The sequence below is a fragment of the Nonomuraea monospora genome, from assembly GCF_039531895.1.
GTDB lineage: Bacteria > Actinomycetota > Actinomycetes > Streptosporangiales > Streptosporangiaceae > Nonomuraea > Nonomuraea monospora.
Genome location: NZ_BAAAQX010000005.1, coordinates 268,459 through 292,929 on the forward strand (window position 1 = coordinate 268,459; position 24,471 = coordinate 292,929).

At 71.8% G+C, this 24,471-nt stretch carries 29 protein-coding genes; 9 read left to right on the forward strand and 20 right to left on the reverse strand.

What is annotated here, in order from left to right:
• Nucleotides 1-34 precede the first annotated feature (34 nt).
• From trpA to ABD331_RS12500, 9 genes are all read right to left on the reverse strand, one after another.
• The gene (trpA, locus tag ABD331_RS12460; RefSeq protein ID WP_344473872.1) at nt 35-829 is read right to left on the reverse strand and encodes a tryptophan synthase subunit alpha; all 795 of its coding nucleotides are present in this window, start codon (nt 827-829) and stop codon (nt 35-37) included.
• A 107-nt stretch (nt 830-936) separates the two neighbouring features.
• Nucleotides 937-2,157 (reverse strand): tryptophan synthase subunit beta, encoded by a 1,221-nt coding sequence (gene trpB / locus ABD331_RS12465; RefSeq protein WP_425565995.1) that lies wholly within the window; start codon nt 2,155-2,157, stop codon nt 937-939.
• A 23-nt stretch (nt 2,158-2,180) separates the two neighbouring features.
• Nucleotides 2,181-3,020, reverse strand: a complete 840-nt coding sequence (trpC, locus tag ABD331_RS12470; protein ID WP_148434894.1) for an indole-3-glycerol phosphate synthase TrpC — start codon at nt 3,018-3,020, stop codon at nt 2,181-2,183.
• 130 nt (nt 3,021-3,150) lie between these two features.
• Nucleotides 3,151-3,582, reverse strand: a complete 432-nt coding sequence (locus tag ABD331_RS12475; protein WP_344473876.1) for a DUF2752 domain-containing protein — start codon at nt 3,580-3,582, stop codon at nt 3,151-3,153.
• Between the two features lie 44 nt (nt 3,583-3,626).
• Nucleotides 3,627-4,184 (reverse strand): CD225/dispanin family protein, encoded by a 558-nt coding sequence (locus ABD331_RS12480; RefSeq protein WP_344473878.1) that lies wholly within the window; start codon nt 4,182-4,184, stop codon nt 3,627-3,629.
• A gap of 163 nt (nt 4,185-4,347) precedes the next feature.
• The gene (locus ABD331_RS12485) at nt 4,348-4,953 is read right to left on the reverse strand and encodes a DUF4190 domain-containing protein (RefSeq protein ID WP_344473880.1); all 606 of its coding nucleotides are present in this window, start codon (nt 4,951-4,953) and stop codon (nt 4,348-4,350) included.
• A gap of 108 nt (nt 4,954-5,061) precedes the next feature.
• Complete coding sequence (locus ABD331_RS12490) at nt 5,062-5,640, reverse strand: Trp biosynthesis-associated membrane protein (RefSeq protein ID WP_344473882.1); 579 nt, start codon at nt 5,638-5,640, stop codon at nt 5,062-5,064.
• 7 nt (nt 5,641-5,647) lie between these two features.
• Nucleotides 5,648-5,995: a phosphoribosyl-AMP cyclohydrolase gene (hisI, locus tag ABD331_RS12495; RefSeq protein ID WP_344473884.1), complete on the reverse strand. Its 348-nt coding sequence runs from the start codon at nt 5,993-5,995 to the stop codon at nt 5,648-5,650.
• Nucleotides 5,996-6,063: 68 nt separating this feature from the next.
• Entirely contained in the window at nt 6,064-6,399 is a 336-nt protein-coding gene (locus ABD331_RS12500) for an STAS domain-containing protein (protein WP_344473886.1), read from the reverse strand.
• A 153-nt stretch (nt 6,400-6,552) separates the two neighbouring features.
• Between ABD331_RS12500 and ABD331_RS12505 the strand changes: the two genes are divergently transcribed.
• Both ABD331_RS12505 and ABD331_RS12510 read left to right on the forward strand, forming a co-directional pair.
• Complete coding sequence (locus ABD331_RS12505) at nt 6,553-7,389, forward strand: MEDS domain-containing protein (protein ID WP_344473888.1); 837 nt, start codon at nt 6,553-6,555, stop codon at nt 7,387-7,389.
• A 4-nt stretch (nt 7,390-7,393) separates the two neighbouring features.
• Nucleotides 7,394-7,774, forward strand: coding sequence for an ATP-binding protein (locus ABD331_RS12510; protein WP_344473890.1), 381 nt, complete (start codon nt 7,394-7,396; stop codon nt 7,772-7,774).
• Nucleotides 7,775-7,777: 3 nt separating this feature from the next.
• Here ABD331_RS12510 and ABD331_RS12515 read toward each other — a convergent pair whose 3' ends face one another.
• Both ABD331_RS12515 and ABD331_RS12520 read right to left on the reverse strand, forming a co-directional pair.
• A complete protein-coding gene (locus ABD331_RS12515) occupies nt 7,778-9,559 on the reverse strand; it encodes an ABC transporter ATP-binding protein (protein ID WP_344473891.1) in 1,782 nt (593 codons plus the stop codon).
• The gene (locus ABD331_RS12520; protein WP_344474254.1) at nt 9,556-11,364 is read right to left on the reverse strand and encodes an ABC transporter ATP-binding protein; all 1,809 of its coding nucleotides are present in this window, start codon (nt 11,362-11,364) and stop codon (nt 9,556-9,558) included. Before ABD331_RS12520 ends, ABD331_RS12515 begins: the two co-directional genes overlap by 4 nt.
• A gap of 126 nt (nt 11,365-11,490) precedes the next feature.
• On the opposite strand from ABD331_RS12520, the gene ABD331_RS12525 reads away from it, so the two are divergent.
• From ABD331_RS12525 to ABD331_RS12535, 3 genes are all read left to right on the forward strand, one after another.
• Complete coding sequence (locus tag ABD331_RS12525) at nt 11,491-12,120, forward strand: TIGR03085 family metal-binding protein (RefSeq protein ID WP_344473893.1); 630 nt, start codon at nt 11,491-11,493, stop codon at nt 12,118-12,120.
• A 217-nt stretch (nt 12,121-12,337) separates the two neighbouring features.
• Nucleotides 12,338-12,472 carry a hypothetical protein gene (locus ABD331_RS12530; RefSeq protein ID WP_344473895.1) on the forward strand — a complete coding sequence of 45 codons (135 nt, stop codon included), beginning with the start codon at nt 12,338-12,340 and terminating at the stop codon, nt 12,470-12,472.
• Nucleotides 12,473-12,533: 61 nt separating this feature from the next.
• Nucleotides 12,534-13,895, forward strand: coding sequence for a glutamine synthetase family protein (locus ABD331_RS12535; protein ID WP_344473897.1), 1,362 nt, complete (start codon nt 12,534-12,536; stop codon nt 13,893-13,895).
• A gap of 39 nt (nt 13,896-13,934) precedes the next feature.
• On the opposite strand, the gene hisF is transcribed toward ABD331_RS12535, so the two are convergent.
• Genes hisF through hisD form a run of 9 tightly spaced genes read right to left on the reverse strand, consistent with a single transcriptional unit; the run spans nt 13,935 to nt 19,968 of the window.
• Entirely contained in the window at nt 13,935-14,696 is a 762-nt protein-coding gene (gene hisF, locus ABD331_RS12540) for an imidazole glycerol phosphate synthase subunit HisF (RefSeq protein WP_344473899.1), read from the reverse strand.
• The gene (locus ABD331_RS12545; RefSeq protein WP_344473901.1) at nt 14,693-15,103 is read right to left on the reverse strand and encodes a Rid family hydrolase; all 411 of its coding nucleotides are present in this window, start codon (nt 15,101-15,103) and stop codon (nt 14,693-14,695) included. The genes hisF and ABD331_RS12545 overlap by 4 nt, the downstream gene beginning before the upstream one ends.
• A gap of 21 nt (nt 15,104-15,124) precedes the next feature.
• Nucleotides 15,125-15,847, reverse strand: a complete 723-nt coding sequence (gene priA, locus ABD331_RS12550) for a bifunctional 1-(5-phosphoribosyl)-5-((5-phosphoribosylamino)methylideneamino)imidazole-4-carboxamide isomerase/phosphoribosylanthranilate isomerase PriA (protein WP_344473904.1) — start codon at nt 15,845-15,847, stop codon at nt 15,125-15,127.
• A complete protein-coding gene (locus ABD331_RS12555) occupies nt 15,848-16,177 on the reverse strand; it encodes a hypothetical protein (protein WP_148434878.1) in 330 nt (109 codons plus the stop codon).
• A 42-nt stretch (nt 16,178-16,219) separates the two neighbouring features.
• Nucleotides 16,220-16,858 (reverse strand): imidazole glycerol phosphate synthase subunit HisH, encoded by a 639-nt coding sequence (gene hisH / locus ABD331_RS12560; protein WP_344473907.1) that lies wholly within the window; start codon nt 16,856-16,858, stop codon nt 16,220-16,222.
• A complete protein-coding gene (locus ABD331_RS12565; RefSeq protein WP_187414363.1) occupies nt 16,852-17,007 on the reverse strand; it encodes a hypothetical protein in 156 nt (51 codons plus the stop codon). Before ABD331_RS12565 ends, hisH begins: the two co-directional genes overlap by 7 nt.
• Nucleotides 17,004-17,597 carry an imidazoleglycerol-phosphate dehydratase HisB gene (hisB, locus tag ABD331_RS12570; protein WP_185106673.1) on the reverse strand — a complete coding sequence of 198 codons (594 nt, stop codon included), beginning with the start codon at nt 17,595-17,597 and terminating at the stop codon, nt 17,004-17,006. Before hisB ends, ABD331_RS12565 begins: the two co-directional genes overlap by 4 nt.
• Nucleotides 17,594-18,664 (reverse strand): histidinol-phosphate transaminase, encoded by a 1,071-nt coding sequence (locus ABD331_RS12575; protein WP_344473912.1) that lies wholly within the window; start codon nt 18,662-18,664, stop codon nt 17,594-17,596. Before ABD331_RS12575 ends, hisB begins: the two co-directional genes overlap by 4 nt.
• Nucleotides 18,661-19,968, reverse strand: coding sequence for a histidinol dehydrogenase (gene hisD, locus ABD331_RS12580; RefSeq protein ID WP_344473914.1), 1,308 nt, complete (start codon nt 19,966-19,968; stop codon nt 18,661-18,663). Before hisD ends, ABD331_RS12575 begins: the two co-directional genes overlap by 4 nt.
• 327 nt (nt 19,969-20,295) lie before the next feature.
• Between hisD and ABD331_RS12585 the strand changes: the two genes are divergently transcribed.
• The 4 genes from ABD331_RS12585 to ABD331_RS12600 all read left to right on the forward strand — a co-directional run bounded on the left by ABD331_RS12585 (nt 20,296) and on the right by ABD331_RS12600 (nt 24,471).
• Nucleotides 20,296-21,219: a hypothetical protein gene (locus ABD331_RS12585; protein WP_344473916.1), complete on the forward strand. Its 924-nt coding sequence runs from the start codon at nt 20,296-20,298 to the stop codon at nt 21,217-21,219.
• A 51-nt stretch (nt 21,220-21,270) separates the two neighbouring features.
• Complete coding sequence (locus ABD331_RS12590; RefSeq protein WP_344473918.1) at nt 21,271-21,465, forward strand: hypothetical protein; 195 nt, start codon at nt 21,271-21,273, stop codon at nt 21,463-21,465.
• A gap of 48 nt (nt 21,466-21,513) precedes the next feature.
• Nucleotides 21,514-22,518: a non-homologous end-joining DNA ligase gene (gene ligD, locus ABD331_RS12595; protein ID WP_344473920.1), complete on the forward strand. Its 1,005-nt coding sequence runs from the start codon at nt 21,514-21,516 to the stop codon at nt 22,516-22,518.
• Nucleotides 22,519-22,608: 90 nt separating this feature from the next.
• The gene (locus ABD331_RS12600) at nt 22,609-24,471 is read left to right on the forward strand and encodes a hypothetical protein (RefSeq protein WP_344473921.1); all 1,863 of its coding nucleotides are present in this window, start codon (nt 22,609-22,611) and stop codon (nt 24,469-24,471) included.

Consider the following 24,471-nt stretch of genomic DNA (forward strand, 5'->3'; position numbering starts at 1 on the left):
GGGGAACCGCGCTTTCAGGTCGGACTCGCCGGGCTCAGCGGCGCACGCCCCTGGCCATGTCGCGGGCCAGCGTGCCGATGGACTCGCGGCCGGCCGCCTCGTCGGGCGCGTCGAGGATGCGGCGGATGAACGCCGACCCGACGATCACACCGTCGGCGTAGGTCGCCACCTCGGCGGCCTGCGCGCCGGTGCCGACGCCCAGGCCCACGCACACCGGCAGGTCGGTGTGCGCCTTGGTGCGCTTGACCAGGCCCTCGGCGGCGACGTTGACGGTCTCCCTGGCGCCGGTGACGCCCATGAGCGAGGCCGCGTACACGAAACCGGTGCAGCAGTCGACGACGGCCTTGATGCGCGCCTCGGTGGAGCTGGGCGCGACCAGGAACACCGTGTCGATGCCCGCCGACTCGGACGCCGCACGCCACGGCTCGGACTCCTCGGGCGTCAGGTCGGGCGTGATGGTGCCGACGCCGCCCGCGTTGGCCAGGTCGCGGGCGAAACGGTCGGCGCCGTACTTGTCGATCGGGTTCCAGTACGTCATGACGAGCGTGGCGGCTCCGGTGGCGGCGACGCCCTCGACCGTGCGCATCACGTCGGCGATGCGGGTGCCGTTGGTCAGCGACCTGTGCACCGCGTCCTGGATGGTCGGGCCGTCCATCAGCGGGTCGGAGTAGGGCAGGCCGATCTCGATGACGTCGCAGCCGGCCTCCACCAGGGCCGCGGCGGCGGCGACGTCACCGCCCTTGGTCGGGAAGCCGGCGGGCAGGTAGCCGACGAGCGCGGCCCGGTTGTCCGCCTTCGCCTTGGCGAAAACCGTCTGAAGAGTCGTCATGTCTGTCCGTTTCGAAGGTCCGAGTCTTCCCATGATGCCCTGCCGCGTACCCGCTCAGAATCCCCCGCGCCGGTGAGGCGAAGGCAGCGCCCGATCCATGGGGTGTTTCAGAGGTTGAAGTACTTCATCGCCGTGCCCATGTCCTTGTCGCCGCGGCCGGACAGGTTGACCAGGATCGTCGCCTCGGGGCCGAGCTCGCGGCCCAGCTCCAGCGCGCCCGCCAGGGCGTGGGAGGACTCGATGGCCGGGATGATGCCCTCGGTCCTGGCCAGCAGCGAGAACGCGGCCATCGCCTGGTCGTCGGTGACGCCGTGGTAGACGGCGCGGCCGGAGTCCTTCAGCCAGGCGTGCTCGGGGCCGACACCCGGGTAGTCGAGCCCGGCGGAGATCGAGTGCGACTCGATCGTCTGGCCCTCGTCGTCCTGCAGGACGTAGGTGCGCGAGCCGTGCAGCACGCCCACCGAGCCGGCGGTGAGCGTGAGCGCGTGCTCGCCGCTCTCCAGGCCGTGGCCGGCGGCCTCGTAGCCGTGGAGCTGGACGTCCTGGTCGCCGATGAAGGCGTGGAAGATGCCGATGGCGTTGCTGCCGCCGCCGACCGCCGCGCACACCGCGTCGGGCAGCTCGCCGGTCAGCTCCAGCATCTGGCGGCGCGCCTCGACGCCGATGATGCGCGCGAAGTCGCGCACGATCTCGGGGAACGGGTGCGGGCCCGCCACGGTGCCGAACAGGTAGTGGGTGGTGTCGACGTTGGTCACCCAGTCGCGGAAGGCCTCGTTGATGGCGTCCTTCAGCGTCTGGGAGCCGTTGGTGACGGGCACCACGGTGGCGCCGAGCAGCTTCATCCTGGCGACGTTGAGCGCCTGGCGCTCGCAGTCGACGGCGCCCATGTAGATGACGCACTCCAGGCCGAGCAGGGCCGCGGCGGTGGCGGTGGCCACGCCGTGCTGGCCCGCGCCGGTCTCGGCGATGACCCGCTTCTTGCCCAGCCGCTTGGTCAGCAGCGCCTGGCCCAGCACGTTGTTGATCTTGTGGGCGCCAGTGTGGGTGAGGTCCTCGCGCTTGAGGACGATCCGCGCGCCGCCGGCCTGCTCGCTGAAGCGCGGCACGTCCGTCAGCGTGGTGGGCCGGCCCGCGTACGTGCGCAGCAGGTGGTCGAACTCGCGCAGGAACTCCGCGTCGTTCTTGGCCTTCTCGTAGGTGGCCGCGACCTCGTCGAGCGCCGGGATGAGCGCCTCAGGGACGTACCGGCCGCCGAAGATGCCGAACTTGCCGTGCACGTCGGGGTCGCCCGCGTACGCCGCGCCGCCGGCCAGGTCGGCGGCGGTCAGGATGCTGCCTTCGTTTGCCACTGCTATCCCTCTGCTGAGTGGTCGGGGCGCGTCGACGGATGAGCGCCGGCGGTCACCAACGCCTCCACTGCCTTGCGCGGGTCGTTGCCGGTGACCAGGCTCTCGCCCACCAGGACGGCGTCGGCGCCGCCCCGCGCGTAGGCGAGCAGGTCGTGCGGGCCGCGCACGCCCGACTCGGCAATCTTGATCACATTATCGGGGATCTTCGGCGCGATCTTCGCGAAGACATCGCGGTCGACCTCGAGTGTCTTCAGATTGCGCGCGTTGACCCCGATGACCCGGGCGCCGGCGGCCATCGCCCGCTCCAGCTCCTCCTCGGTGTGCACCTCGACCAGCGGGGTGAGCCCGATCGACTCGGCCCGCTCGATGAGCGACACCAGTGCCTCCTGCTCCAGGCAGACGACCATGAGCAGGGCCAGGTCGGCGCCGTAGGCGCGGGCCTCCCAGAGCTGGTAGGAGGTGAGGATGAAGTCCTTGCGCAGGATCGGGATGTCGACCCTGGCGCGGACCGCGGCCAGGTCGTCGAGGCTGCCCCCGAACTTGCGCCGCTCGGTGAGCACGCTGATGACGTGCGCGCCGCCCGCCTCGTAGTCGGCCGCCAGTGCCGCCGGGTCGGCGATCGCGGCGAGCGCGCCCTTGGACGGGCTGGAGCGCTTGACCTCGGCGATCACCGAGATCCGGTCGCCGCCCAGCGCCGCCATCGCGTCCCTGGGCGGCTGGGCCCGCTCGGCTCGCTGCTTCAGCTCGTCGATCGACACGGCCTGCTGACGTGCGGCGAGGTCGGCGCGCACCCCGTCGAGGATGTCGTCGAGGACACTCGGCCCTTCCGTCCGCTCACTCACGCGCTGAGGTCCCTCCGGTCGGCTTCTGGGGGTGGCGGAGAGTTCGCGTCGCGTCCGCTCTCTGCCTTGTCCTGCGATGGTATCGGCCCCTGTGGGGTCACCTCACCACCGGTCCCCATGTGGACGCCGCCTAAGGGGCTAGGAACGCCCCGAAAGGCAGATTCCGGACGACCCAGTAGACCAGGACGATCGCCAGGAAGGCCCACAGCCACGCGGGGTGCGCCAGCGTGGTGCGCCTGGGCCTGCCCTGCCACGCCCGCACCACCCATCGGCCCCACCAGAACACCAGGAACGGAATCATGGCGACGGCGAGGGGGTTGAGGCCGAGGGCGGCCACCGGGTCGAGGTGTGCCAGCGCGTGCATGGTGCGCAGCGTGCCGCAACCCGGGCAGTACAGGCCGGTGATCGCCAGGAACGGGCAGGTCGGGTAGTGGCCCGGCTCGTTCGGGTCGATCACGCCGACGATCGCGAACGCCGCCCCGGTGGCGGCCGCGACACCGAGTGGCGCGAGCAGCTCCTTCAGGCGCCGTGTCCCGTGCCGCTCGGTTGTCGCGAGGCTCATGCTCCCAGTATCCGCCTTCCGGTGCGTGCCGTTCGTGCCGCGGCCTAGTACGAGGACGTGGACACGCTGGCGGCCAGCAGCACGAAGAACAGCACGTAGGCGATGATGATCAGGCCGATGCCGATGGCGCCGATGATCAGGCTGCGCTTCCACCACGTCTTGGCCTCGTCGGCCGCCTGCTGCGCGCCGGCGAAGTCGCCGACCTGCCACTTCTGGTTCACCTGCGACGACTTCACGATCGCCACGATGCCCAGCGGGAGGCAGCAGAACAGGGTGGTGAGGATGGCCGGGACGAGCTGGTTGTCCGGCGGGTTGCCCCCGCCGCCGTAACCGCCGCCGTAGCCACCGCCGGACGGGGGCTGCTGCCCGTAACCGCCACCGGACGGAGGCTGCTGACCGTAACCACCGCCGTAGCCGCCACCGCTCGGGGGCTGCTGACCGTAGCCGCCACCGGACGGGGGCTGCTGGCCATAACCGCCACCGGACGGAGGCTGCTGACCGTAACCACCACCGTAGCCACCGCCGCTCGGAGGCTGCTGACCGTAGCCGCCACCGGGCGGCTGGGCGCCGTAACCGCCGTCGCCCTGGTTACCGTAACTCATGCGTATGACCCCTCATGTCGTCATTTCTGAGTCGAGTTGCGCGCGGCAGCCTAGCGATAATGCATCCTCTACGTGGACGAACGTCCATTTTGCGGACAATTCGTAATCGGACCGCAAGCGGGTCGTCACGGTCCGGCTACGCGATCGGCAGGTTACCGGCGAGTCAGAAGTCGGAGGTGGACGAGGCCGCGGCCCCCAGGCCCAGCATCCACAGGAAGAACCCGCCGAAGAGGACCCAGCACAACACCCAGATCACGACCGTGATGTACGAGGTGACCAGGCCGCCCACCGCCATGCCCGAGCCCTCCTCGCCCGTCTTCTTGATCCGGTTGAGCGCGATGTGGCCGAGGATCACGCCGGGGATGCTCGTGAGACCGCAGAAGACCAGGCCGATGATGCCCAGCACGAGCGAGGCCACGGCCATGCCGTTGGTGGAGCGCGGCGGCTGCGGCGGGTAGTAGCCGGGCGGGGGCTGCTGGCCGTAGCCGTAGCCGTAGCCGCCGCTCGGGGGAAGCTGGCCGTAGCCGAGGTTCTGCTGGCTGTTCGGCTGGTCGCCGTAGCCGCCGCCGTAGCTCGGCTGCTGCTGGCCATAACCGGGCTGCTGCCCGTAACCGCCGCCGCTCTGCGGCTGTTGCCCGTAACCGCCGCCCCCGCTCTGCGGCTGCTGCCCGTACCCACCGCCATAACTGGGAGGCTGTTGCCCGTAGCCTCCCCCGCTCGGCGGCTGCTGCCCGTAGCCGCCGTTGGCGCCCTGATCCCCGTAGGTCATGGCCTGGCTCCTCAATGTTCGTGGCGAGTTGCAACGGCAGCTTATTGAGGAAACGTTTGCCAAGCAGACAATGGTTCAGAACAGTGGAGGATTCGACAGCGCCTTGTTTCAGCGGGGATCCGTCGGGTCGTCTCCCCTGTCGAGGGCGTCCCACAGCGCCCTGTCCTCGTTGACCTGCGCCTTCGCCTCCCTGTCGGCGCCGCGCTCGTACCGGGCGGACATGCCCGCCCACCTGCCGCCGCGCACGATCGCCACCACGCCGCCCGCCACCATCAGCGCCGCGCCCGCCGCCGCGACGACCGGCCACAGGGGCGCGGCCTGCCAGGGCAGGTCGGCGGCGCCCCGCATGACGTTCTGCTCGCGCAGCCAGGCGGTCACGTTGGCGTCGCCCAGCGCCGTCCACGTCGCCACGGCCGCGCCGGCGCCGCACAGCGCCAGCAGCGCGCCGACCAGGCGGCGGCCCACGCCCTTGGTGGCCAGCACCGCGACCACTCCGGCCAGGCCGGCCAGCGCGACGGGGGTCAGCGCGGGGCTGAGGTCGCCTCCGGCGGGAGGCCGCACGTCCGTGCCCCCCGGCACCGTCGCCCAGGCCTGCCCGGCGGCGACCAGCACGGCCAGGCAGCCGAGCGCGGTCGCCACGACCCACACCCACAGCTCCCGGCGGCCGGCGCCCGGCCTCTCGCTCACGACGCCCTCAGCCGAGCGCCGGCTCGAGCCGGTCGGCGTCGAAGCAGGTGCGGTCGCCCGTGTGGCAGGCGGCGCCCTCCTGGTCGACCTTCACCAGAACGGTGTCGCCGTCGCAGTCGAGCGCCACGGACTTGACGTGCTGGACGTGGCCGGAGGTGTCGCCCTTGACCCAGAGCTCCTGACGGCTGCGGGACCAGTAGGTGGCCCTGCCGGTGGTCAGGGTGCGGTGCAGCGCCTCGTCGTTCATCCAGGCGAGCATGAGGACCTCGCCGGTGTCGTACTGCTGGGCGATCGCGGGGATCAGGCCGTCGGGGTTGCGCTTGAGGCGGGCGGCGACCTTGGGGTCAAGGGACATGCCGACCATTCAACCAGCCCCGTTCCCCGGGCCGCCCACCGCGCCCGAAGCCGGCGCGGGGCGGCTCGTCAGGCGAGTGCCTGCGGCAACGTGTCGTAGATCGGGAACAACGGCGCCAGGTTGGTGCGCCGCAGCCGCCGCAGCACCTGCCCGTCCGGGGCCACCAGGGCCATGGTCCCGTTGCGGTCACGCAGCGACGCCAGCATGCGCACCAGCACGCCCAGCCCCGTCGTGTCGATGAAGGTCAGCGCGCTCAGGTCGACGATCAGCCGCGGATCGGGCGTGGCGGCCGCCTCCGACAGGCATTTGCGCACCGCCGAGACGTTGTCCACGTCCAGCTCCCCCGCCAGGCTGACCACCACCAGCTCCCCGTGCCGACGTCGCGACATCTCCAGCACATCCACGCCCATGCTCCTCACGACCCCTCCCGCGGGCGGCCCCGCCCAGAAACGTACACCTGTCTGCATCGCGTCACAGTGGGTTTTGCCGAGAATGCGTTACGTGATGGCGGGGATCGGGGTAATTTCGTCCCGACGCGTGCTTGGGGAGGACCGAAAGTGGTGCACGTCGCGGGCTCCGTCCTCGATCCCGACCTCGGTGATCATGTGTGCCTGCCGTTCGACGGCGAGCGCGAGCGGATGACGGCTACCCGGCTGTTCACGATGAACGGCCTGCGCCGCCGTACCAAGGTGGTGATCATCACGCATGCCGACAGTCCCGAGCGGACGCGCGGGTGGCTGGCGCCGCTCGTGCCCGGGTTCGCGGAAGCCGAGTCGGCCGGGCGGATCGAGATACTCGGCTCGTCCGACACCCACTTCACCGACGGCAGGCTCGACCCCGACCGGATGTGCGCGGGGCTGGCCGACGCGCACGCGCGGGCCGGCGAGCACGGCCAGCACGGCGTGTACGCGCTGGTCGACGCCTCCTGGGGGGCGTGCGACACCCGGGAGCAGGCGGCGTTCGAGGCGGCGACGAACGAGCTGTTCGGTGAGCGGTGGCTGGCGGCGGTGTGCCAGTACGACCGGAGGCTGTTCGCCCGCGAGGCCATCGACCGGGCCACGTCCGTGCACCCGATCTCGCCGGAGCAGGCGCTGCTGCGCTTCGCCAACACCCACCGGCCCGAGGGGCTGCGGGTGTGGGGTGACGTCGACCTGACCAACCGGCCGGCGTTCGCCTCGCTGCTGACGCGGCTGGAGAAGGAGCCGGGCGAGGTCGTGGTGGACGCGTCCGGGCTGGACTTCATCGACGCGGGCTCGGCGCAGCTCCTCACCGTCACGGCGATGTCCAGGCCGTACGGCACCACGTCGGTGGTGTGCCGCGACCCCGTCGCGCGGGTGCTGCGGCTCATCGGGGCGGACGAGTTCCTCACCGTGCGCCGGGCCGGCGATGTGTAGACAGGTGCTCTGCACGGCCTTCGCCCGGGGGCGCATCACGTTCCTGCGCAGGGCCGTCGCCGAGCACGCCCGCTACGAGGGGCTCACGGGCAGGCGGCTTGAGGACTTCGTGCTGGCGGTCAACGAGATCACCACGAACGCGGTGCTGCACGGCGGCGGGCACGGGCGGCTGCGGCTGTGGTCGGACGGCGACTGGCTGTGGTGCGAGGTCAGCGACGAGGGGCCGGGGCTGCCGCCGGGGTGGATGGGGGACATGAAGCCGCCCGCGGGGTCCGACTTCCGCGGGCGGGGGTTGTGGCTGACGAGCATGGTGTGCGATCACATCACGATCGTGTCGGGGCCTGCGGGCACGACCGTGACGTTCGCGGCCGTACGCGAACAGTGACCTTCACGAGCGGGCGGCTGAGATCCACGAGGCGTGCAGGTCGGCGTACACGCCCGGCTCCTCCACCAGCTCGGCGTGCGGCCCGCGCTGCACCAGCCGGCCGCCGTCGAAGACGAGCACCTCGTCGGCGTTCTCCGCCGTGGACAGGCGGTGCGCAATGGAGATGGCGGTGCGCCCCCGGGTGACGCCTTCCAGGGCGCGGGCGAGCCGCACCTCCGTGGCCGGGTCCACCGCCGAGGTGGCCTCGTCCAGCAGGAGCAGGTCGGGGTCGGCGAGGTAGGCGCGGGCCAGGGCGACGAGCTGGCGCTCACCGGCCGACAGCGACTCGCCGCGCTGCCCGACCGGCGTGCCGAGGCCGGCGGGCAGGCCGTCCAGCCAGTCGGCCAGGCCCAGCTCGGTCATCGCCAGCTCGATCTCCTCGTCGGTGGCGGAGGGCTTGCCGTAGCGGATGTTGTCGGCGAGGGTCCCGTCGAACAGGAAGCCGTCCTGCGGGACCATCACGATCCGCTCGCGCAGCGAGGAGAAGCGCACGTGGCGCAGGTCGTGGCCGTCCACGGTGACGCGTCCTGCGCCGGGGTCCATCAGCCTGGTCAGCAGCTTGGCGAAGGTGGTCTTGCCCGAGCCGGTCTCCCCGACGACGGCGACGCGGGAGCGGGGCGGGATGTCCACGGTGACCTCGCGCAGCACGGGCGCGCCGCCGGGGTAGGAGAAGTGCACGCCCTCGAAGGCGACCTCGATGGGGCCGCGCGGCAGCTCGACGCCCGCCTCGCCGGGGTCGGCCACGTCGGGCGGGGTGTCGAGGACGCCGAGGATGCGGCGCCAGCCGGCGACGGCGTTCTGCGCCTCGTTGAGCACCTCGGTGGCGGTCTGCAGCGGCGAGACGAACAGCGTGACGAGGAAGAGGAACGCCACCAGGCGCCCCTGCGTGATGTCGCCCGACAGGCCGAGCCGCACGCCGAGCAGCACGATGCCGGCGATGGCGACGGCGGCCACGATCTCGGTCAGCGGGAAGACGAAGCCGACGATGGTCTGCGCCCTGGTCTGGGCCTTCCTGTTGGCGTCCACGGCGGTGTCGATGCGCTCGGCGGTGCGCTGCTCGGAGGCGTACGCCCTGATGACGGTGGCGCCGACGACGGACTCGCTGACGGCGGCGAGCATGTCGCCGGTGCGCTCGCGCACGATGGTGTAGGCGCGTGACAGCAGCCGCTGGAAGCGCGGCAGGGCGATCATCAACGGGATGAAGCAGACCCAGACCAGCAGGGTGAGCTGCCAGGAGTAGACGAACATCAGGACGGTGGCCACCAGGAGCTGGCCCAGCGCCACGATGATCATCAGCCCGCCCCATTGCATGAAGTTGCTGATCTGGTCGATGTCGTTGGTGACGCGGGAGACCAGGGCGCCGCGGCGCTCGGTGTTCTGGGTGAGCACCGACAGGTCGTGCACGTGGCGGAAGCCGCGCACGCGCAGGGTGGCGAGCGAGGACTCGGTGGCCTTGTAGAGGCGGACGTTCATGACGTAGCCCGCCAGGGCGGTCAGGACGACCGCCGCCGCGCAGACCAGAACAGCGGTGGTGATGTACGAGATGTCGGGCGTGCCGCCCTTGAGCCCGGTGTCGATCGTCTGCTGCACCGCGATCGGCACGATGATCTTGCCGATGGTGGCGATGACGGCCAGCGCCAGCGTGCCTGCCAGGCCCTTGCGGAACTCGGGGGTGAGCGAGAGGCCGTGGCGGACGGTCGCCAGCGCCGAACGCTCCGAGTCCTGCCGGATGCTCTGCGCTGTCATGCCTGCACCTCTTCCACTTCTTCCGCTATTCCCGCTTCTTCCGCTTCCTCCGCCTCGATGGCCGCGCGCTCGGCCTCTTCACGCTCGTACGCGGTGACCAGGTTGCGGTAGCCGGCGCAGCGCCCGATCAGCTCCTCGTGCGGCCCCCGGTCCACGACCCGGCCCTTGTCCAGGTAGACGACCTCGTCGGCGAGCGCGATGGTGGCCATCCGGTAGGCGACGACCACGACGGTGGAGGCCTCGGCGGCGTCGCGCAGGCCGTACAGGATCTTGGCCTCGACCTGGGGGTCCACGCTGGAGGTGGCGTCGTCGAGGACGAGCAGGCGGGGGCGGCGCACGACGGCGCGGGCCAGGGCCAGGCGCTGGCGCTGCCCGCCCGACAGGGAGGCGCCGCGCTCGCCGACGCGGGTGCCGAGGCCGTCGGGCAGGCGTCCGACGAAGCCGTCGGCCTGGGCCAGGCGCAGGGCCGACCACACGTCCTCTTCCGGCACGTCGCCGCCGAGCGCGACGTTGCCGCGCACGGTGTCGTCGAACAGGAACGTCTGCTGCGGCACCAGGGCGACCGAGGCCGCCACGCCGCCGTAGGGCAGCTCGCGCAGGTCCACATCGTCGAGCAGCACCCGCCCCGAGGCCGGGTCGACCAGGCGGGCCAGGAGCTGGACGAGCGTGGACTTGCCCGAGCCGGTGGGCCCGACGAGGGCCACGGTGCGGCCGGCGGGCACCTCGAAGGTGACGTCGTGCAGCACCTCGGCCTCGCCGTAGGCGTAGGAGACGCCCTCGATGGCCAGTTTCGCCGGGGCGGTGGAGGTGGCGGGGGTGGAGCCGTACTCCATGGAGCCCGTCGCGTCCAGCACGGCCTGCACCCGCTGCCAGCCGACGACGCTGCGCGGCAGCTCGGCCAGCACCCAGCCCAGCGCCCTGATGGGGAAGGCGAGCAGCGTGAACAGGTAGGCCACCTGCACCAGCCCGCCGGCGTCGATCGCGCCCGCCGACAGCCGGGCCGCGCCCACGGCCAGCACCGCGAGCACGCCGAGCGTGGGCAGCGCCTCCAGCATCGGGTCGAACAGCCCGCGCACCCGCCCGACGGCGATGTTGGCGTCACGCAGCTCGTGGGCGCGCCGCTGGAACCGCTCGGTCTCCAGCTCCTCCCTGCCGAGCGTCTTGACGACGAGCGCGCCGTCGAAGCTCTCGTGCGCGATCTCGCTGACCTCGGCGCGCAGTTGCTGCGCGCGGGTGGCCAGCGGGCTGAGCCTGCGCTGGTAGAGGAGGTTGAGCCCGGCGATGGCCGGGAAGATCAGGAAGCCCACCAGGGCGAGCACGAGGTCGGTGAACAACATCGCGACGGCCGCGGTGAACAGCATGACGATCACGCCCACGGCCATCGGCAGCGGCGCGAGCGGGGCCCAGGCGGCCTCGGCGTCGGCGCTTGCGTTCGACAGGAGCTGGCCGGTGGGGTGCCGGTGGTGCCACGACAGCGGCAGGCGCAGGTACTGCTTGGTCACGTCGCGGCGCGAGCGGGCCTGCATGCGGTACTGCATGACGCCGGCCAGGATCCGCCGCCCGGCGACGCCGAGCGCCTTCAGCAGCGCCGTGCCGAGGATCAGTAACGTGCCCGTCCACAGCACGCCCGCGGTGACGTCACCGTCGGCGAACGACGTCAGCACCACGTTCTGGGTCGCCCAGCCGAGCGCCCAGGCCGAGGCGACGGTCATGCCGCCGTAAACGGCGCTGGCCAGGACCGCCAGCGTGAAAACCGCTCTCTCCGTACGAATGGCCACCCCAAGGACGCGGAGCCCTTGACGCATCACGGCCGAGGTGACCTTGCTCGCCACTCGGGGGGTTTCCTCTCAAATTTGCTGTCAAACTGATGTTTCTCCGTATGTCTTTATCACTCCCGATCATGCTGTTATTCCCAGCGGTAGGGTGGGCTCGTGACACATGCCCGTGGCGAACGCTCCGCGCTCTGCGACCTGCTCGACCGGCTCGGCCCGGACGCGCCGACCCTCTGCACGGGCTGGACCACCTACGACCTGGCGGCCCACCTCGCCATCCGCGAACGCCGGCCCGACGCCATGGGCGGCATCGCCATCAAGGCCCTGGCCGGCTACACGGCCTCCGTCCAGGACGGTTTCAAGGCCCGCCACCCCTTCCCCGAGCTGGTCGGCATCGTCCGAAAGCCCGGCGGCGTCTACGGCCTGCTGCCCGCGCTCGACGAGGCCGTCAACGCGCTGGAGCTGTTCGTGCACCACGAGGACGTGCGCCGCGCCCAGCCCGCGTGGCAGCCGCGCGAGCTGCCGGCCGACCTGGAGGCGGTCATCTGGAAGCGGGTCTCCACCGGTGCCCGGCTGATGCTGCGCAAGTCACCCGTGGGGGTGGTGCTGCACCGCCTCGGCGGCGGGGTGGTGCTCGGCGGCCCGCGCGGCGGCTCCCGGGTGGAGGTCACCGGCAAGGCCGCGGAGCTGCTGATGTTCTGCTTCGGGCGGCAGTCTCACGCCCGCGTGGAGCTGACCGGCGACCCCGGATCCGTCGCCCGGCTGCGCGAGGCCACTCTGGGCGTCTGAGGCCTCTCCCAGCGTGCCGTGCTACCGCGGAAATCCCTATGTGGAAGGCGCTCGCGGGTAATCTCCTGCCCGTACCATGGCATGAGTAAGAAGCCCCCCGGTTAGGATCATGTACATCTTCACAGAAGATGCCTAGGGATCGCCCAGATCCGGGTATATACGGCTGGGAATGGACTGCAGGAGGCCCCCCATGCAGGTCAAGAAGGTGATCACCTAGGTGGCTGTCGCGTTCGTGGTCTTCTACCTGTTCACCCGGCCGGCCCAAGCCGCCGCCGCGGTCAACGGTGTGTTCGACGGAATCATTCAAGGAGCTAATCAGTTGGCCGTGTTCTTCTCAAGTGTTCTGACCTGACCGAAGGTTCTGTCTGCGTCAGGTGCTTCCCCGCGCTGCCAGATCGTGTTACGCAGGCAGGATGAGAGATCGCCCCAGCGGCACCAAACCCCATCAGCTCGACCCCCACGCGCGGCGCATCCTCGAGCGAACGGAGCTCGAGGGTATCGAGCTGATCCGTTTTCTGTACGCCGACCACGGTGGCGTGATCCGTGGCAAGGCGGCATCCCGGTCGCGGTTGGCCGAACGGCTCAGCACGGGCATCGGGCACACGGTGGCCATGATGGCGATGAACATGCTCGACCAGCTCCAGGAGGTCGAGCACCTGGGACCGGTGGGCGAGGTACGCATCGTCCCCGACCCGGCCACGTACGTCCCGTTGCCGCACGCTCCTGGCGCGGCGGCCATGCTGTCGGACCTGTGTCTGCCGGATGGCAGCCCGTGGGGGGCGTGCGCACGGACGTTCCTGAAGGAGGCGATCGCCGAGCTCAGGACCGAGGGGTACGCGCTGGTGGCGGCGTTCGAGCCCGAGTTCACTCTCGGGCGCCGGCTGCCCGACCCGTCGGGCGGCCACGACCGCCTGGTGCCGCTCGACGACTCGCTCTGCTATGCCACCACGGGCTTCGACTCGGCCCACGACTACACGATCAAGCTGATCCGCGCCCTGGAGACGCAGGGGCTGCGCGTCGAGCACTATCACCCGGAGCTCGGCCCCGGGCAGCAGGAGCTGTCGATCCGTCACGCGCCCGCACTGCGTGCCGCCGACAACCACGTCATCTACCGCGAGACGGTGCGCGGGGTGGCCACGCGGATGCAGATGTGGGCCTCGATGGCGCCCAAACCGCTGGCCGACCAGGCGGGCAACGGCTGCCACCTGCACCTGTCGCTGTGGAACGACACGCAGAACGTCTTCGCCGAGGAGAGCGAGGTACGCGACGGCTTCATCGGCGGCCTGCTCGCGCACCTGCCCGCGCTCACGGCGCTGACCTGCGGCAGCGTCAACAGTTTCCGGCGCCTGGCGCCCCGCATGTGGGCCGGCGCGTACGCCGTGTACGGGCCCGACAACCGGGAGGCCGCGGTCCGGGTCTGCTCGCCCCTGGGCGAGAGCGGCGAGCCGAACCTGGAGCTGAAACCCTCCGACTCCTCGGCCAACCCCTACCTGTCGCTGGGCGCCGTCATCCACGCGGGGCTCGACGGCATCCGCCGCAAGCTGGATCCCGGTGAGGCGGTGGACGTCGATCCCGACACCCGGCCCGGTCAGTATCCGCGGCTGCCGCAGTCGCTGGCGGAGGCGCTGGACGCGCTGGAGGCCGACGAGGTGCTCATGGAGGCGCTCGGGCCGTTGCGGCGCAGCGCGTACCTGGCCGTCAAGCGGTCCGAGGCCGCCGCGTTCGCGGCCAAGGACGTCTCCTACGAGCTCTTCCACCACCTGCGGGTGTTCTGATGCTCAAGGCCCCGGGCGGCGCGGCCCGGGGCGAGCCGGTCAGCGGACGGGGTGCCCCGCCATCCGGAGCGTGTCCTTGACCTCGGAGATCTTCAGCGTGCCGAAGTGGAAGACGCTGGCCGCCAGCACGGCGTCAGCACCCGCCGCCACCGCCGGAGGGAAGTCCTCCAGCCGGCCGGCACCACCACTGGCGATCACCGGCACCCGCACGGCCGCCCTGACCGCGCGCAGCATCTCCAGGTCGTAGCCGTCGAGCGTGCCGTCTCCGTCCATCGAGTTGAGCAGGATCTCGCCGACGCCCAGCTCCTCGCCGCGGGCGGACCACTCCACCGCGTCGATGCCGGTGCCGCGCCGCCCGCCGTGCGTGGTCACCTCGAAGCCGCTGGCCGTGCCCGGCGCCCGCCGCGCGTCCACCGACAGAACGATGCACTGCGCGCCGAACCGCCTGGACGCCTCGGTGAGCAGTTCGGGCCTGGCGATGGCGGCCGTGTTGAGCGACACCTTGTCGGCGCCGGCCCGCAGCAGCCGGTCCACGTCCTCGACCGCGCGCACTCCCCCGCCGACGGTGAGCGGGATGAACACCTGCTCGGCGGTCCTGCGCACCACGTCCAGCATGGTCTCGCGCTCGCCCGACGACGCCGTGATGTCGAGGAAGGTCAGCTCGTCGGCGCCCTCCTCGTCGTAGCGCCTGGCCAGCTCGACGGGGTCGCCCGCGTCGCGCAGGTTCTCGAAGTTGACGCCCTTGACCACGCGGCCGGCGTCCACGTCGAGACAGGGGATGACTCTTACCGCTACGGTCATGTTCGCAGTGCCTCTATTTCGATCTCGACCAGCATTCTCGGGTCGACCAGCCCGGCCACCCGCACCCCTGTGCAGGCGGGGCGTACCTTGCAGAAGACCTCGTGGATGGCCCGCCCCACGGGGTCGAAGTGGCGCTGCTCCACCACGTAGTAGCGGACCATGACGACGTCCTCCCTCGTCAGGCCGCCCATCAGGACGGCTTCCAGAGCGATGTCGATCGCGGTCAGGGCCTGCTCGTACGGGTCTCCGACGTGGCGTACCTCTCCGTCGACCGTGGCCGTGCAACCGGACACGATCACCCGCTCGCCCGCCACCACCGCACGGGCGTAGCCGTACCTTTCCTCCCAGATGCCGCCCGAGAACACCCTGTAACCGGTGCTCTCCATGCCGATGCTGCTGACGCTCATCTCGCCCCCTCCCGGCAAGAATTACACGCGCACCGCGGAAAGCGCGTCTTCCAGCGTGAACGCGTGAGCGTAGAGCGCCCTGCCCACAATGGCGCCCTCCACTCCGTCCGGGACGAGAGAAGCGAGTGCTACCAGGTCATCGAGGCTGGAAACGCCGCCGCTGGCGATGACCGGCCTGTCGGTACGGGCGCAGATCTGCCGGTAGAGGTCGAGGTTGGGGCCCTGGAGCATGCCGTCCTTGGTGACGTCGGTGACGACGTAGCGGGGGCAGCCGTCGGACTCCAGCCGCTCCAGCACCTCCCACAGGTCGCCGGCGTCCTCGGTCCAGCCGCGGGCGGCCAGCGTGGTGCCGCGCACGTCGAGCCCGACCGCGATCCTGTCGCCGTGCTCGGCGATGATCTTCCGGCACCACTCGGGGTTCTCCAGGGCGGCGGTGCCGATGTTGACGCGGCGGCAGCCGGTGGCCAGCGCGGCGGCGAGCGACTCGTCGTCGCGGATGCCGCCGGACAGCTCCACGTTGACGTCGAGCTTGCCGATCACCTCGGCGATCAGCTCGCGGTTGCCGCCCCGGCCGAACGCGGCGTCGAGGTCGACCATGTGGATCCACTCGGCGCCCGCCTCCTGCCAGGCCAGCGCGGCGGCCAGCGGCGCGCCGTGGACGGTCTCCGTGCCGGCCTCGCCCTGCGTCAGGCGTACGGCCTGGCCGTCCACGATGTCCACGGCGGGCAGCAAAACGAGCGACATTCAGATCCTCCGGTCGAAGGCGAGGGTCACGACAACGGGTGCGAGCAGCAGAGAGAGGACGAAGACGCCGAAGCTGAGCGGGAACGAGCCCCAGATCAGCCAGACGATCACCTGTAACAGCAGGAAGCCGAGCGCCACCACCGCGTTCTGGGCGCGGTGGCGGCGGGCCAGCAGGCCGCCCTGCCGGTAGAACCGCACCGGGCGCGGGGTCAGCCGGGCCAGCAGGGCGCGGCGGCGGGCCTTGCGGGCCTGCCGCTCCTCGTTGGCCCGGATCGCGCGCGCCCGCTCGGCCTCCCGTTCGGCCCTGCGGCGCGCGCGTTCCTTGCTCACGACGGGCTCACGACGGGGCTCATGATGGGGCTCATGATGGGCTCACAGCGTCCGCAGCCAGTTTCTGAGCAGCGCCGCTCCGGCGTCGCCGGACTTCTCGGGGTGGAATTGGGTGGCCATGAGCGGGCCGTTCTCCACGGCCGCCACGAACGGCACGCCGTGCTCCGCCCACGTGACGACGGGCTCGGCGAAGCCGTCGCCGGTGCGCAGCTCCCACTCGCGCACGCCGTAGGAGTGCACGAAGTAGAAGCGGGTGGCCGCGTCGAGCCCGTCGAACAGCACGCTGCCCTCGGGCGTCTTGACGGTGTTCCACCCCATGTGGGGCAGCACCGGCGCCTCCAGCCGCTCGACCGTGCCCGGCCACTCGCCGCAGCCCTCGGTCTCGACGCCGTGCTCGACGCCCCTGGCGAACAGGATCTGCATGCCGACGCAGATGCCCAGCACCGGGCGCCCGCCGGACAGGCGGCGGCCGACGATCTGCTCGCCGCGCACCGCCTTGAGGCCCTTCATGCACGCCTCGAACGCGCCCACGCCGGGCACGACGAGCCCGTCGCACTCCATCGCCGCCTCGAAGTCGGGCGTGACGGTCACCTCGGCGCCCGCCCTGGCCAGGGCGCGCTCCGCCGAGCGCAGATTGCCCGAGCCGTAGTCGAGCACCACCACGTTCTTCTTGCTCACCACCACAGCACCCCCGCCGTGATCGCCATCGCCGCGCCCAGCGCGCAGACGACCGCACCGATCTTCAGCCCCTGCCTGCCCAGGGAGAACACGCCACCGATCAGGAACAGCCCGAGAAAGACCATCACGATCGCGAGGACGTTGTCAGTCATAGGACGCCCTTGGTGCTCGGCACCCCGGTCGCCCGCGGGTCGAGCTCCGACGCCTCCCGCAGTGCCCTGGCCAGCGCCTTGAACTGGGCCTCCACGATGTGGTGGGCGTTGCGGCCGTACGGGACGTGCACGTGCAGGCAGATCGCGGCCTGCGCGACGAACGACTCCAGGATGTGGCGGGTCATCGTCGTGTCGTACTCGGGGCCGATCATCGGCGCCATGCCCTCGGGCTCGTGGTGCACGAGGTAAGGGCGGCCGGACAGATCGACGGTGACCTGGGCGAGCGACTCGTCCAGCGGGCACGACGCGCTACCGAACCGCCTGATGCCCGACTTGTCGCCCAGCGCCTCGCGGAACGCGGCGCCCAGCGCGAGCGCGGTGTCCTCGATCGTGTGGTGCGAGTCGATGTGCAGGTCGCCCTCGGTCTTGACGGTCAGGTCGAACAGCCCGTGCTTGCCGAGCTGGGCCAGCATGTGGTCGTAGAACCCGACCCCGGTGGCCACCTCGACCTGGCCGGTGCCGTCGAGGTTCACCTCGACCAGGACCGAGGTCTCCTTGGTGACACGCTCGATGCGACCTACGCGGCTCAAAGCACTCCTTCCAGGGCGGCGCGGAAGGCCGCCATCTCCTCGCCGGTGCCGATCGACACCCGCAGCCACTCGGGCGGGCCCACCTCGCGGATGAGCACGCCGCGCTCCAGCACCCCCTGCCACACCGCGCGCCGGTCGGGGAAACGCCCGAACAGCACGAAGTTGGCGTCGGAGTCGGCCACGACCAGGCCCTTGGAGCGCAGCCACGCCACCGTGTCGTCGCGCTCGCGGCGCAGCGCGTCGACGGTGCCCAGCAGCTCCTCCTGATGCCGCAGCGCCACCCGCGCCGCCGTCTGCGTGAGCGTCGAGAGGTGGTACGGCAGCCGCACCAGCAGCAGCGCCTGCACCACGGCCGGGTGCGCGGCCAGGTAGCCCAGCCGGGTGCCCGCCATGGCGAACGCCTTGGACATCGTCCTGGTGACGATCATCCGCGGGTGCGCGGGCAGCAGCGTCAACGCCGACGGCGTGCCCTCGCGGGCGAACTCGGCGTAGGCCTCGTCGACCACCACGATGCCGGGCGCCGCCGCGGCGATCGCCGCGATCGTGTCGAGCGGCTGCGCGGTGCCGGTCGGGTTGTTGGGCGAGGTGATGAAGACGATGTCGGGGCGGTGCTCCTCGATCGCGGCCACGGCCTTGCCGGGGTCGAGCGAGAAGTCCTCCTCGCGGCTGGCGTCGATCCACTCGGTGCTGGTGCCGCTGGTGATGATCGGGTGCATCGAGTACGACGGCTCGAACCCCATGGCGGTGCGGCCGTGGCCGCCGAACGCCTGGAGGATCTGCTGGAGCACCTCGTTGGAGCCGTTGGCGGCCCACACCTGCTCGGTGGCCAGCCCGTGGCCGAGGTAGGCGGCCAGGCCGGCGCGCAGCTCGACGGCGTCCCTGTCGGGGTAGCGGTTGAGCTCTCCCGCGTGCTCGCCGATCGCCCTGGCCAGGTCGGCGACCAGCCCGGGCGAGGGCGGGTAGGGGTTCTCGTTGGTGTTGAGCCGGACCGGGACGTCGAGCTGGGGTGCGCCGTACGGCGTCTTGCCCCTCAGGTCGTCGCGGATGGGCAGGTCGTCGAGGTTCACTCGGGCACTCGCCAGTCGAATCGGGCGCGGATCGCCGCGCCGTGTGCGGGCAGGTCTTCGGCGTCGGCCAGGACCGACACGTGGGCCGCCGCGGCGGCGAGCGCCTCGCGGCTGTAGTCGACGACGTGGATGCCGCGCAGGAACGACTGCACGGACAGGCCGCTGGAGTGGCAGGCGCAGCCGCCCGTGGGCAGCACGTGGTTGGAGCCGGCCAGGTAGTCGCCGAGGGAGACCGGCGCGTACGTGCCGACGAAGATCGCCCCGGCGTTGCGCACCCGGGCCGCGACGGCCGCCGCGTCGGCGGTGTGGATCTCCAGGTGCTCGGCCGCGTAGGCGTCGACGACCGCGAGGCCGTCGTCGATCGAGCTGACCAGCACGATGCCCGACTGCTTGCCGCTCAGCGCCTCGGTGATGCGCTCGGAGTGCCTGGTGGCCGAGACCTGGCCGGGCAGCTCCTTCTCGACGGCGTCGGCCAGCTCGGGGCTGGTCGTGACGAGCACGGCGGCGGCGATCGTGTCGTGCTCGGCCTGGCTGATCAGGTCGGCGGCGACGTGCACCGGGTCGGCCGTCTCGTCGGCCAGGATGGCGATCTCGGTGGGGCCCGCCTCGGAGTCGATGCCGATCAGGCCCTTGAGCAGCCGCTTGGCCGCCGCCACGTAGATGTTGCCAGGGCCGGTCACCAGGGTGACGGGCGCGCACTCCTCGGTGCCGTACGCGAACATGGCCACGGCCTGCGCCCCGCCCACGGAGTAGACCTCCTCGACGCCGAGCAGCGCGCACGCGGCCAGTATCGTGGGGTGCGGCAGCCCGCCGAACTCCTTCTGCGCCGGGCTGGCCACGGCCAGCGAGGCGACGCCTGCCTCCTGCGCGGGCACGACGTTCATCACCACGCTGGACGGGTAGACCGCCCGGCCGCCGGGGACGTAGAGGCCCACGCGATCGACGGGCACCCATCGCTCGGTCACCGTGCCGCCCGGCACGACCTGGGTGGTGACGTCGGTGCGCCGCTGGTCGCGGTGGACCAGCCTGGTGCGCCTGATCGACTCCTCCAGCGCGGCCCTGACCCTGGGGTCGAGCTCGGCGAGGGCTCTGTCGATGGCCTCGGCGGGCACGCGCGCGGAGGCGATCTCGACACCGTCGAACCTGGCGGTCAGCTCCCGTACGGCTGCCGCCCCGCGATGGCGCACGTCGTCGCAGATGGGCCGCACCTTCTCCAGGGCGGCCTCGACGTCGAGCTCGGCGCGGGGCAGCACGTCGCGCAGGTCCTCGGGCAGAGAACCGCGCATGTCAATACGGGAAATCACCCTGACAGTCTACGGAGTCCGGGCCCTGAATCAGGTTCTGTCCACGATCCGGACATGTCGCCGTACCGGAGTGCCGTACGAAGTGAAGGCCGCGGGGCGGCGCTCGCCGACGCACGCCCCGCGGCCACCATCACCCCGGACCGGGCCTGCCGGGGCGGAAGCCGTGGCCGTCACGGGGGAACAGCCACGGCAGGGAAAAGCTCAAGGGGTCACATCTGCCCTGGACGAGCGGCTCCTAACGTCTGAAGCCAAGAAAAACTCAGAGTAATCAAAAACTAACGTTACGTCGCCTTTACGGACGGGCACGTGTCGTAGAGGGGCCGTCTCATGCACCACAACAGCACCGGCACGGACACACATCACCAGGGCCTGGCGGTCTGCTCGTCCGCGCGGCACGCCGCGGCGTCGCACCAGGTCGAGGCGGCCGAGTCCGGCGCGGTGGCCGGCATCCCGCTCGTCCCGCCGGGCGCCGACCCCGGTTACACGATCCCCGAGCACGTGGCCGCCGCCGGCGTGCCGCGCGGCGCGCGGTGGAAGACGGTCTCCGGGGTCGAGCCGTGCGAGGAGCGGTGGGCCGAGGTGAAGAAGGTCTGCCCGAGCTGCTTCAACGACGGCGAGCGGGCGCGCGGCACCACGATCGTCGACCACCGCACCGGGCATCCCACCGCCAGGCTGGTGCTCGACCACTTCGAGGAGCTGATCTCGCGGTACGCCGGTCACCTGGCGTTCGGCGGCTGCCTGGGCGTCCGCTACCCGTGGCGGGCCGCCACCGCCACCGCCGAGGGCGGCACCAGGCTGCCGTACTCCGTCGGCAGCGAGATCCGCGAGGCCGGCGCCGCGGCCGACGGGTGGGCGGCCGGCGGCACGGTGGACGTCGTCATCCCCGGGCACGCCCAGTTCACCGGCAGCTACACCCAGGGCGCGGGCAACGCCAGTTCCTGGCCCAGTTCCGACATCGTCCACTCGCACCTGATCGTCGAGGCGGGCGAGCGCGGCCGGATCGACGTCCACGGCATCGGCGGCGTCTACTCCGGCCACCTGTATTTCGCCATGACCGGATTCCCCCAGCACGACGCGCACGGCGCGCGCTGCTTCGACCTCGGCGGCCACCACGTCTGGACGACCCGCGGCTACCTGTGCTTCCCGCTCAGGGACGCGTTCGTGAAGTCGCCGGACGCCCCGGCGGCGGTGCTGCGGCTGCGGCGCACGTGGCCCGCCGGCGCCCCCGAGCCGGGCCCCGCCTTCCCCTGAGGACAGCGTTTATTACCTGTCCATTATGTACGGGCATTTACTCTTACCGGCATGGGACAGTGGCGCGGGCCCGGCGGCATCCTCGTAGAGGCGATCATCCTGGACGATCGCCCGCTGCTGCGTGTCTCCCACCAGGTCAACGGCCGCACCTACCTGCGCGGGTACTGCGCGACCGTCTCCGAGCTGGGCCGGCACGGCGTGGACCTGGCCGAACTGGTCGAAGACAGCTCGCTTGACCATCTGTAGACCCCTCTTCACCACTGTCGATCAAGCAGTCGGGGTACGGCATGCACCATGGTGCGGCTGCCGGCCTACGCGCCGATGCTGGCCCAGCTCGGGACGCTGACCTCCGTCCAGGGCGACGACTGGGCCGTCGAGATGAAATGGGACGGTGTACGCGCGCTCGCCTACGTCGAGGACGGCGCCGTCCGCCTGATGTCGCGCAACGGCAAGGACATCACCCCCGCCTACCCCGAGCTGCAGCTCATGGCCGGCTCCACCGGCGGGCGCGCGGCCGTCATCGACGGGGAGGTGGTGGCCTTCGACGAGGCCGGGCGGCCCAGCTTCGAGGCGCTGCAGCCCCGGATGCACCAGCGCAACCCGGCCGCCGTGGCCGAGCTGACCAGGGCGGTGCCGGTGACGTTCATGGCCTTCGACATCCTGCACCTGGGCGAGACCGGGGTGGTGTCGCGGCCGTACGTCGAGCGGCGCGAGCTGCTGGAGGGCACGCTGCGGCCCGGGTACCGGTGGCAGGTGCCCGTCTGGTTCGCCGACCACGCCTCGCGGGCCTTCGACTCCTCGCGGCAGCTCGGGCTCGAAGGGGTCGTGTGCAAGCGGCTGACCTCCCCGTACCGGCCGGGCCGGCGCAGCGGCGAATGGACCAAGATCAAGAACGTCAGCGCCGTCGAGGTCGTCATCGGCGGGTGGAAGCCCGGCAGCGGGCGGCGGTCGGGCATGATCGGGTCGCTGCTGCTCGGCGCGTACGACCCGCGCGGCCGGCTGCGGTACGTCGGCCACGTCGGCACAGGCTTCACCGAGGCCATGCTGCGCGACCTGCGCGAACGGCTGGCGCCCCTGGAGCGGGACGATCCGCCGTTCGACGAGGTGGTGCCGCGCGAGCACGCCCGCGACGCCCACTGGGTCTCGCCCCAGGTGGTCGGCGAGGTGCAGTACGCCGAGGTCACCGGCGACGGGCGGCTGCGGCACCCCTCCTGGCGAGGGCTGCGGCCCGACCGCGATCCACGCGAGGCCACCACCGCCGAACTGCTGCCCGGACAGGGGGACGCCGCCGCGGGCTGATTTACCCGACACACACTCCCGGACAACATTTCGTCACCATTTGGTGACTTAAAGTGATCGAAAGGTCATCGAGCTGTTCGGGGGACAACTGTGCAGAAGACCTTGGTCACCACCCTGACCGCGCTGGCCGGCGTCACGCTCGCGCTGCCCGCGGCGGCCGACCCGCCGCCGGCCGCACCCACCGGACGGACCTCACCCGTCACCGGCACCGCCTCCATCGCGCAGCAGGACTCCTGGGGGGCCGCGGCCTCCCCGGTGATGCGGCCGGGGCGGGCGGTGCGGTACTGGACGGCGGGCAAGCAGGCCAAGGCCAAGGCGGCGGAGCTGCCGTCGAGCATGCCCAGCACGGGCACGGGCCCTGGCACGAGCACGAGCATCGGCACGGCGGCCGTCACGGACGCGGCGGGCGGAGCAGGCGCGGCGGGCGGAGCAGGCGCGGCGGGCGGAGCGAGCACGGGCACGGTGGCGGGCGCGGGCTCCGCTGCGGGGGCGGGCTCCGCTGCGGGGGCGGGCACGGCGACCAACGCGGACCCCGCGGCAGGGACAGGTCCCGCGGCAGGGGCAGGCTCTGTGGCAGGGGCAGGTCCCGTGGCAGGGGCGGGCAGGGGCGAGAGTGGGGGCACCGTCGCGGGGGCGGGGGCGGGCACGGACGCCGGGGAGAGCGCGGGCTCGGGTGCTGAGGCGAGCGGCGACCGCGACGCGAGTGGCGAGGAGTCCGACGACAGCGGGGGCGCCGCCCAGCGGCAGCGCAGTGTGCCCGCCTCCAGACGCATCACCCCGGGCGGCGACGCCAACGGATACGCCCGGGTGCGCCGCCCGTACACCTCCACACCCGCGAGCCGGATCAGCGGCCGCCTGTTCTTCGTCAACGCGGCCGGCAACGGCGACTCGTGCAGCGCCTCGGTGGTCCGCTCGGCCTCCAGGCTGCTGGTCGTCACCGCCGCCCACTGCGTGTACGGCGTGCCGGCGGGCGCGGCGGCCGGCCGCTGGCACACGAACTTCGCGTTCGTGCCCGCCTACGACGGCCGGGGCGCCACCGTACGGCAGCGCGAGCCGTACGGCCGGTGGGGCGGCAGGCGCGCGTGGAAGCCCGACGGCTACACCGGCATGCCGGGCGGCGACTGGAACTCGATCTACGACGTCGCCCTCGTCGAGGTCGGCAGGCGCGACGGCACTCTCCAAGACGCCGTGGGCGCCTTCACCCCGCTGCTCAACCAGGGCGGCAGGCACACGATCGCGACCATTGGCTATCCGGGGCTGCTCGGCAGGAAGCCGTACGACGGCAGGGACCAGCTCTGGTGCCTGGCCAGGACCAGGCAGGCGCTCGGGATCGCCCACGCGGACACCATGCTCGCCGCCCGCAGCGCGGCCCCGGCGGCGAAGGCGGGGCGGCTGGAGACGTTCAACTGCCACCTGTACAAGGGGCACAGCGGCGCGGCGTGGGTGGTGAAGGGCACCGGCGACCTGGTGGGCGTGCTGTCGGCGGGCAAGGAGGACGGCGAGTCGGACGGCAACTCGGTCGCCAACGCGATCAACATCGACGGTTACGGCGCCATCGTGAAGCGGGCGGACCCGCGCGGCGTGTACGACGCGCTGTCCGTCAGCCTGTCGGGCCCCGATCGGCCGGTCCGGCGCGGCGGCACCGCCTCGGTCACGGCCACCGTCACCATGCGCGGGCTGATGGCCGCCGCCCAGGTGCCGGTCTCGTTCACCCTGCCGCCCGGCGCGGCCCTGGCCTCGGTCAGCGGCGCCACCTGCAAGAGCGGGCATCGCGAGGCGTCCTGCACGATCGGCACCGTCCATCCCGGCAGGCCGGTGCGGCTGCACGCCCGCCTCCGCGTCGCCTCGGACGCGCCGCGCAGGCTGCCCGTCACGGCCCGCGTCACCTCCACCCGCCTGGACCCGACGCAACGCGACAACACCAGCGTCCTGCGCCTCGCGACCACCGGCTGA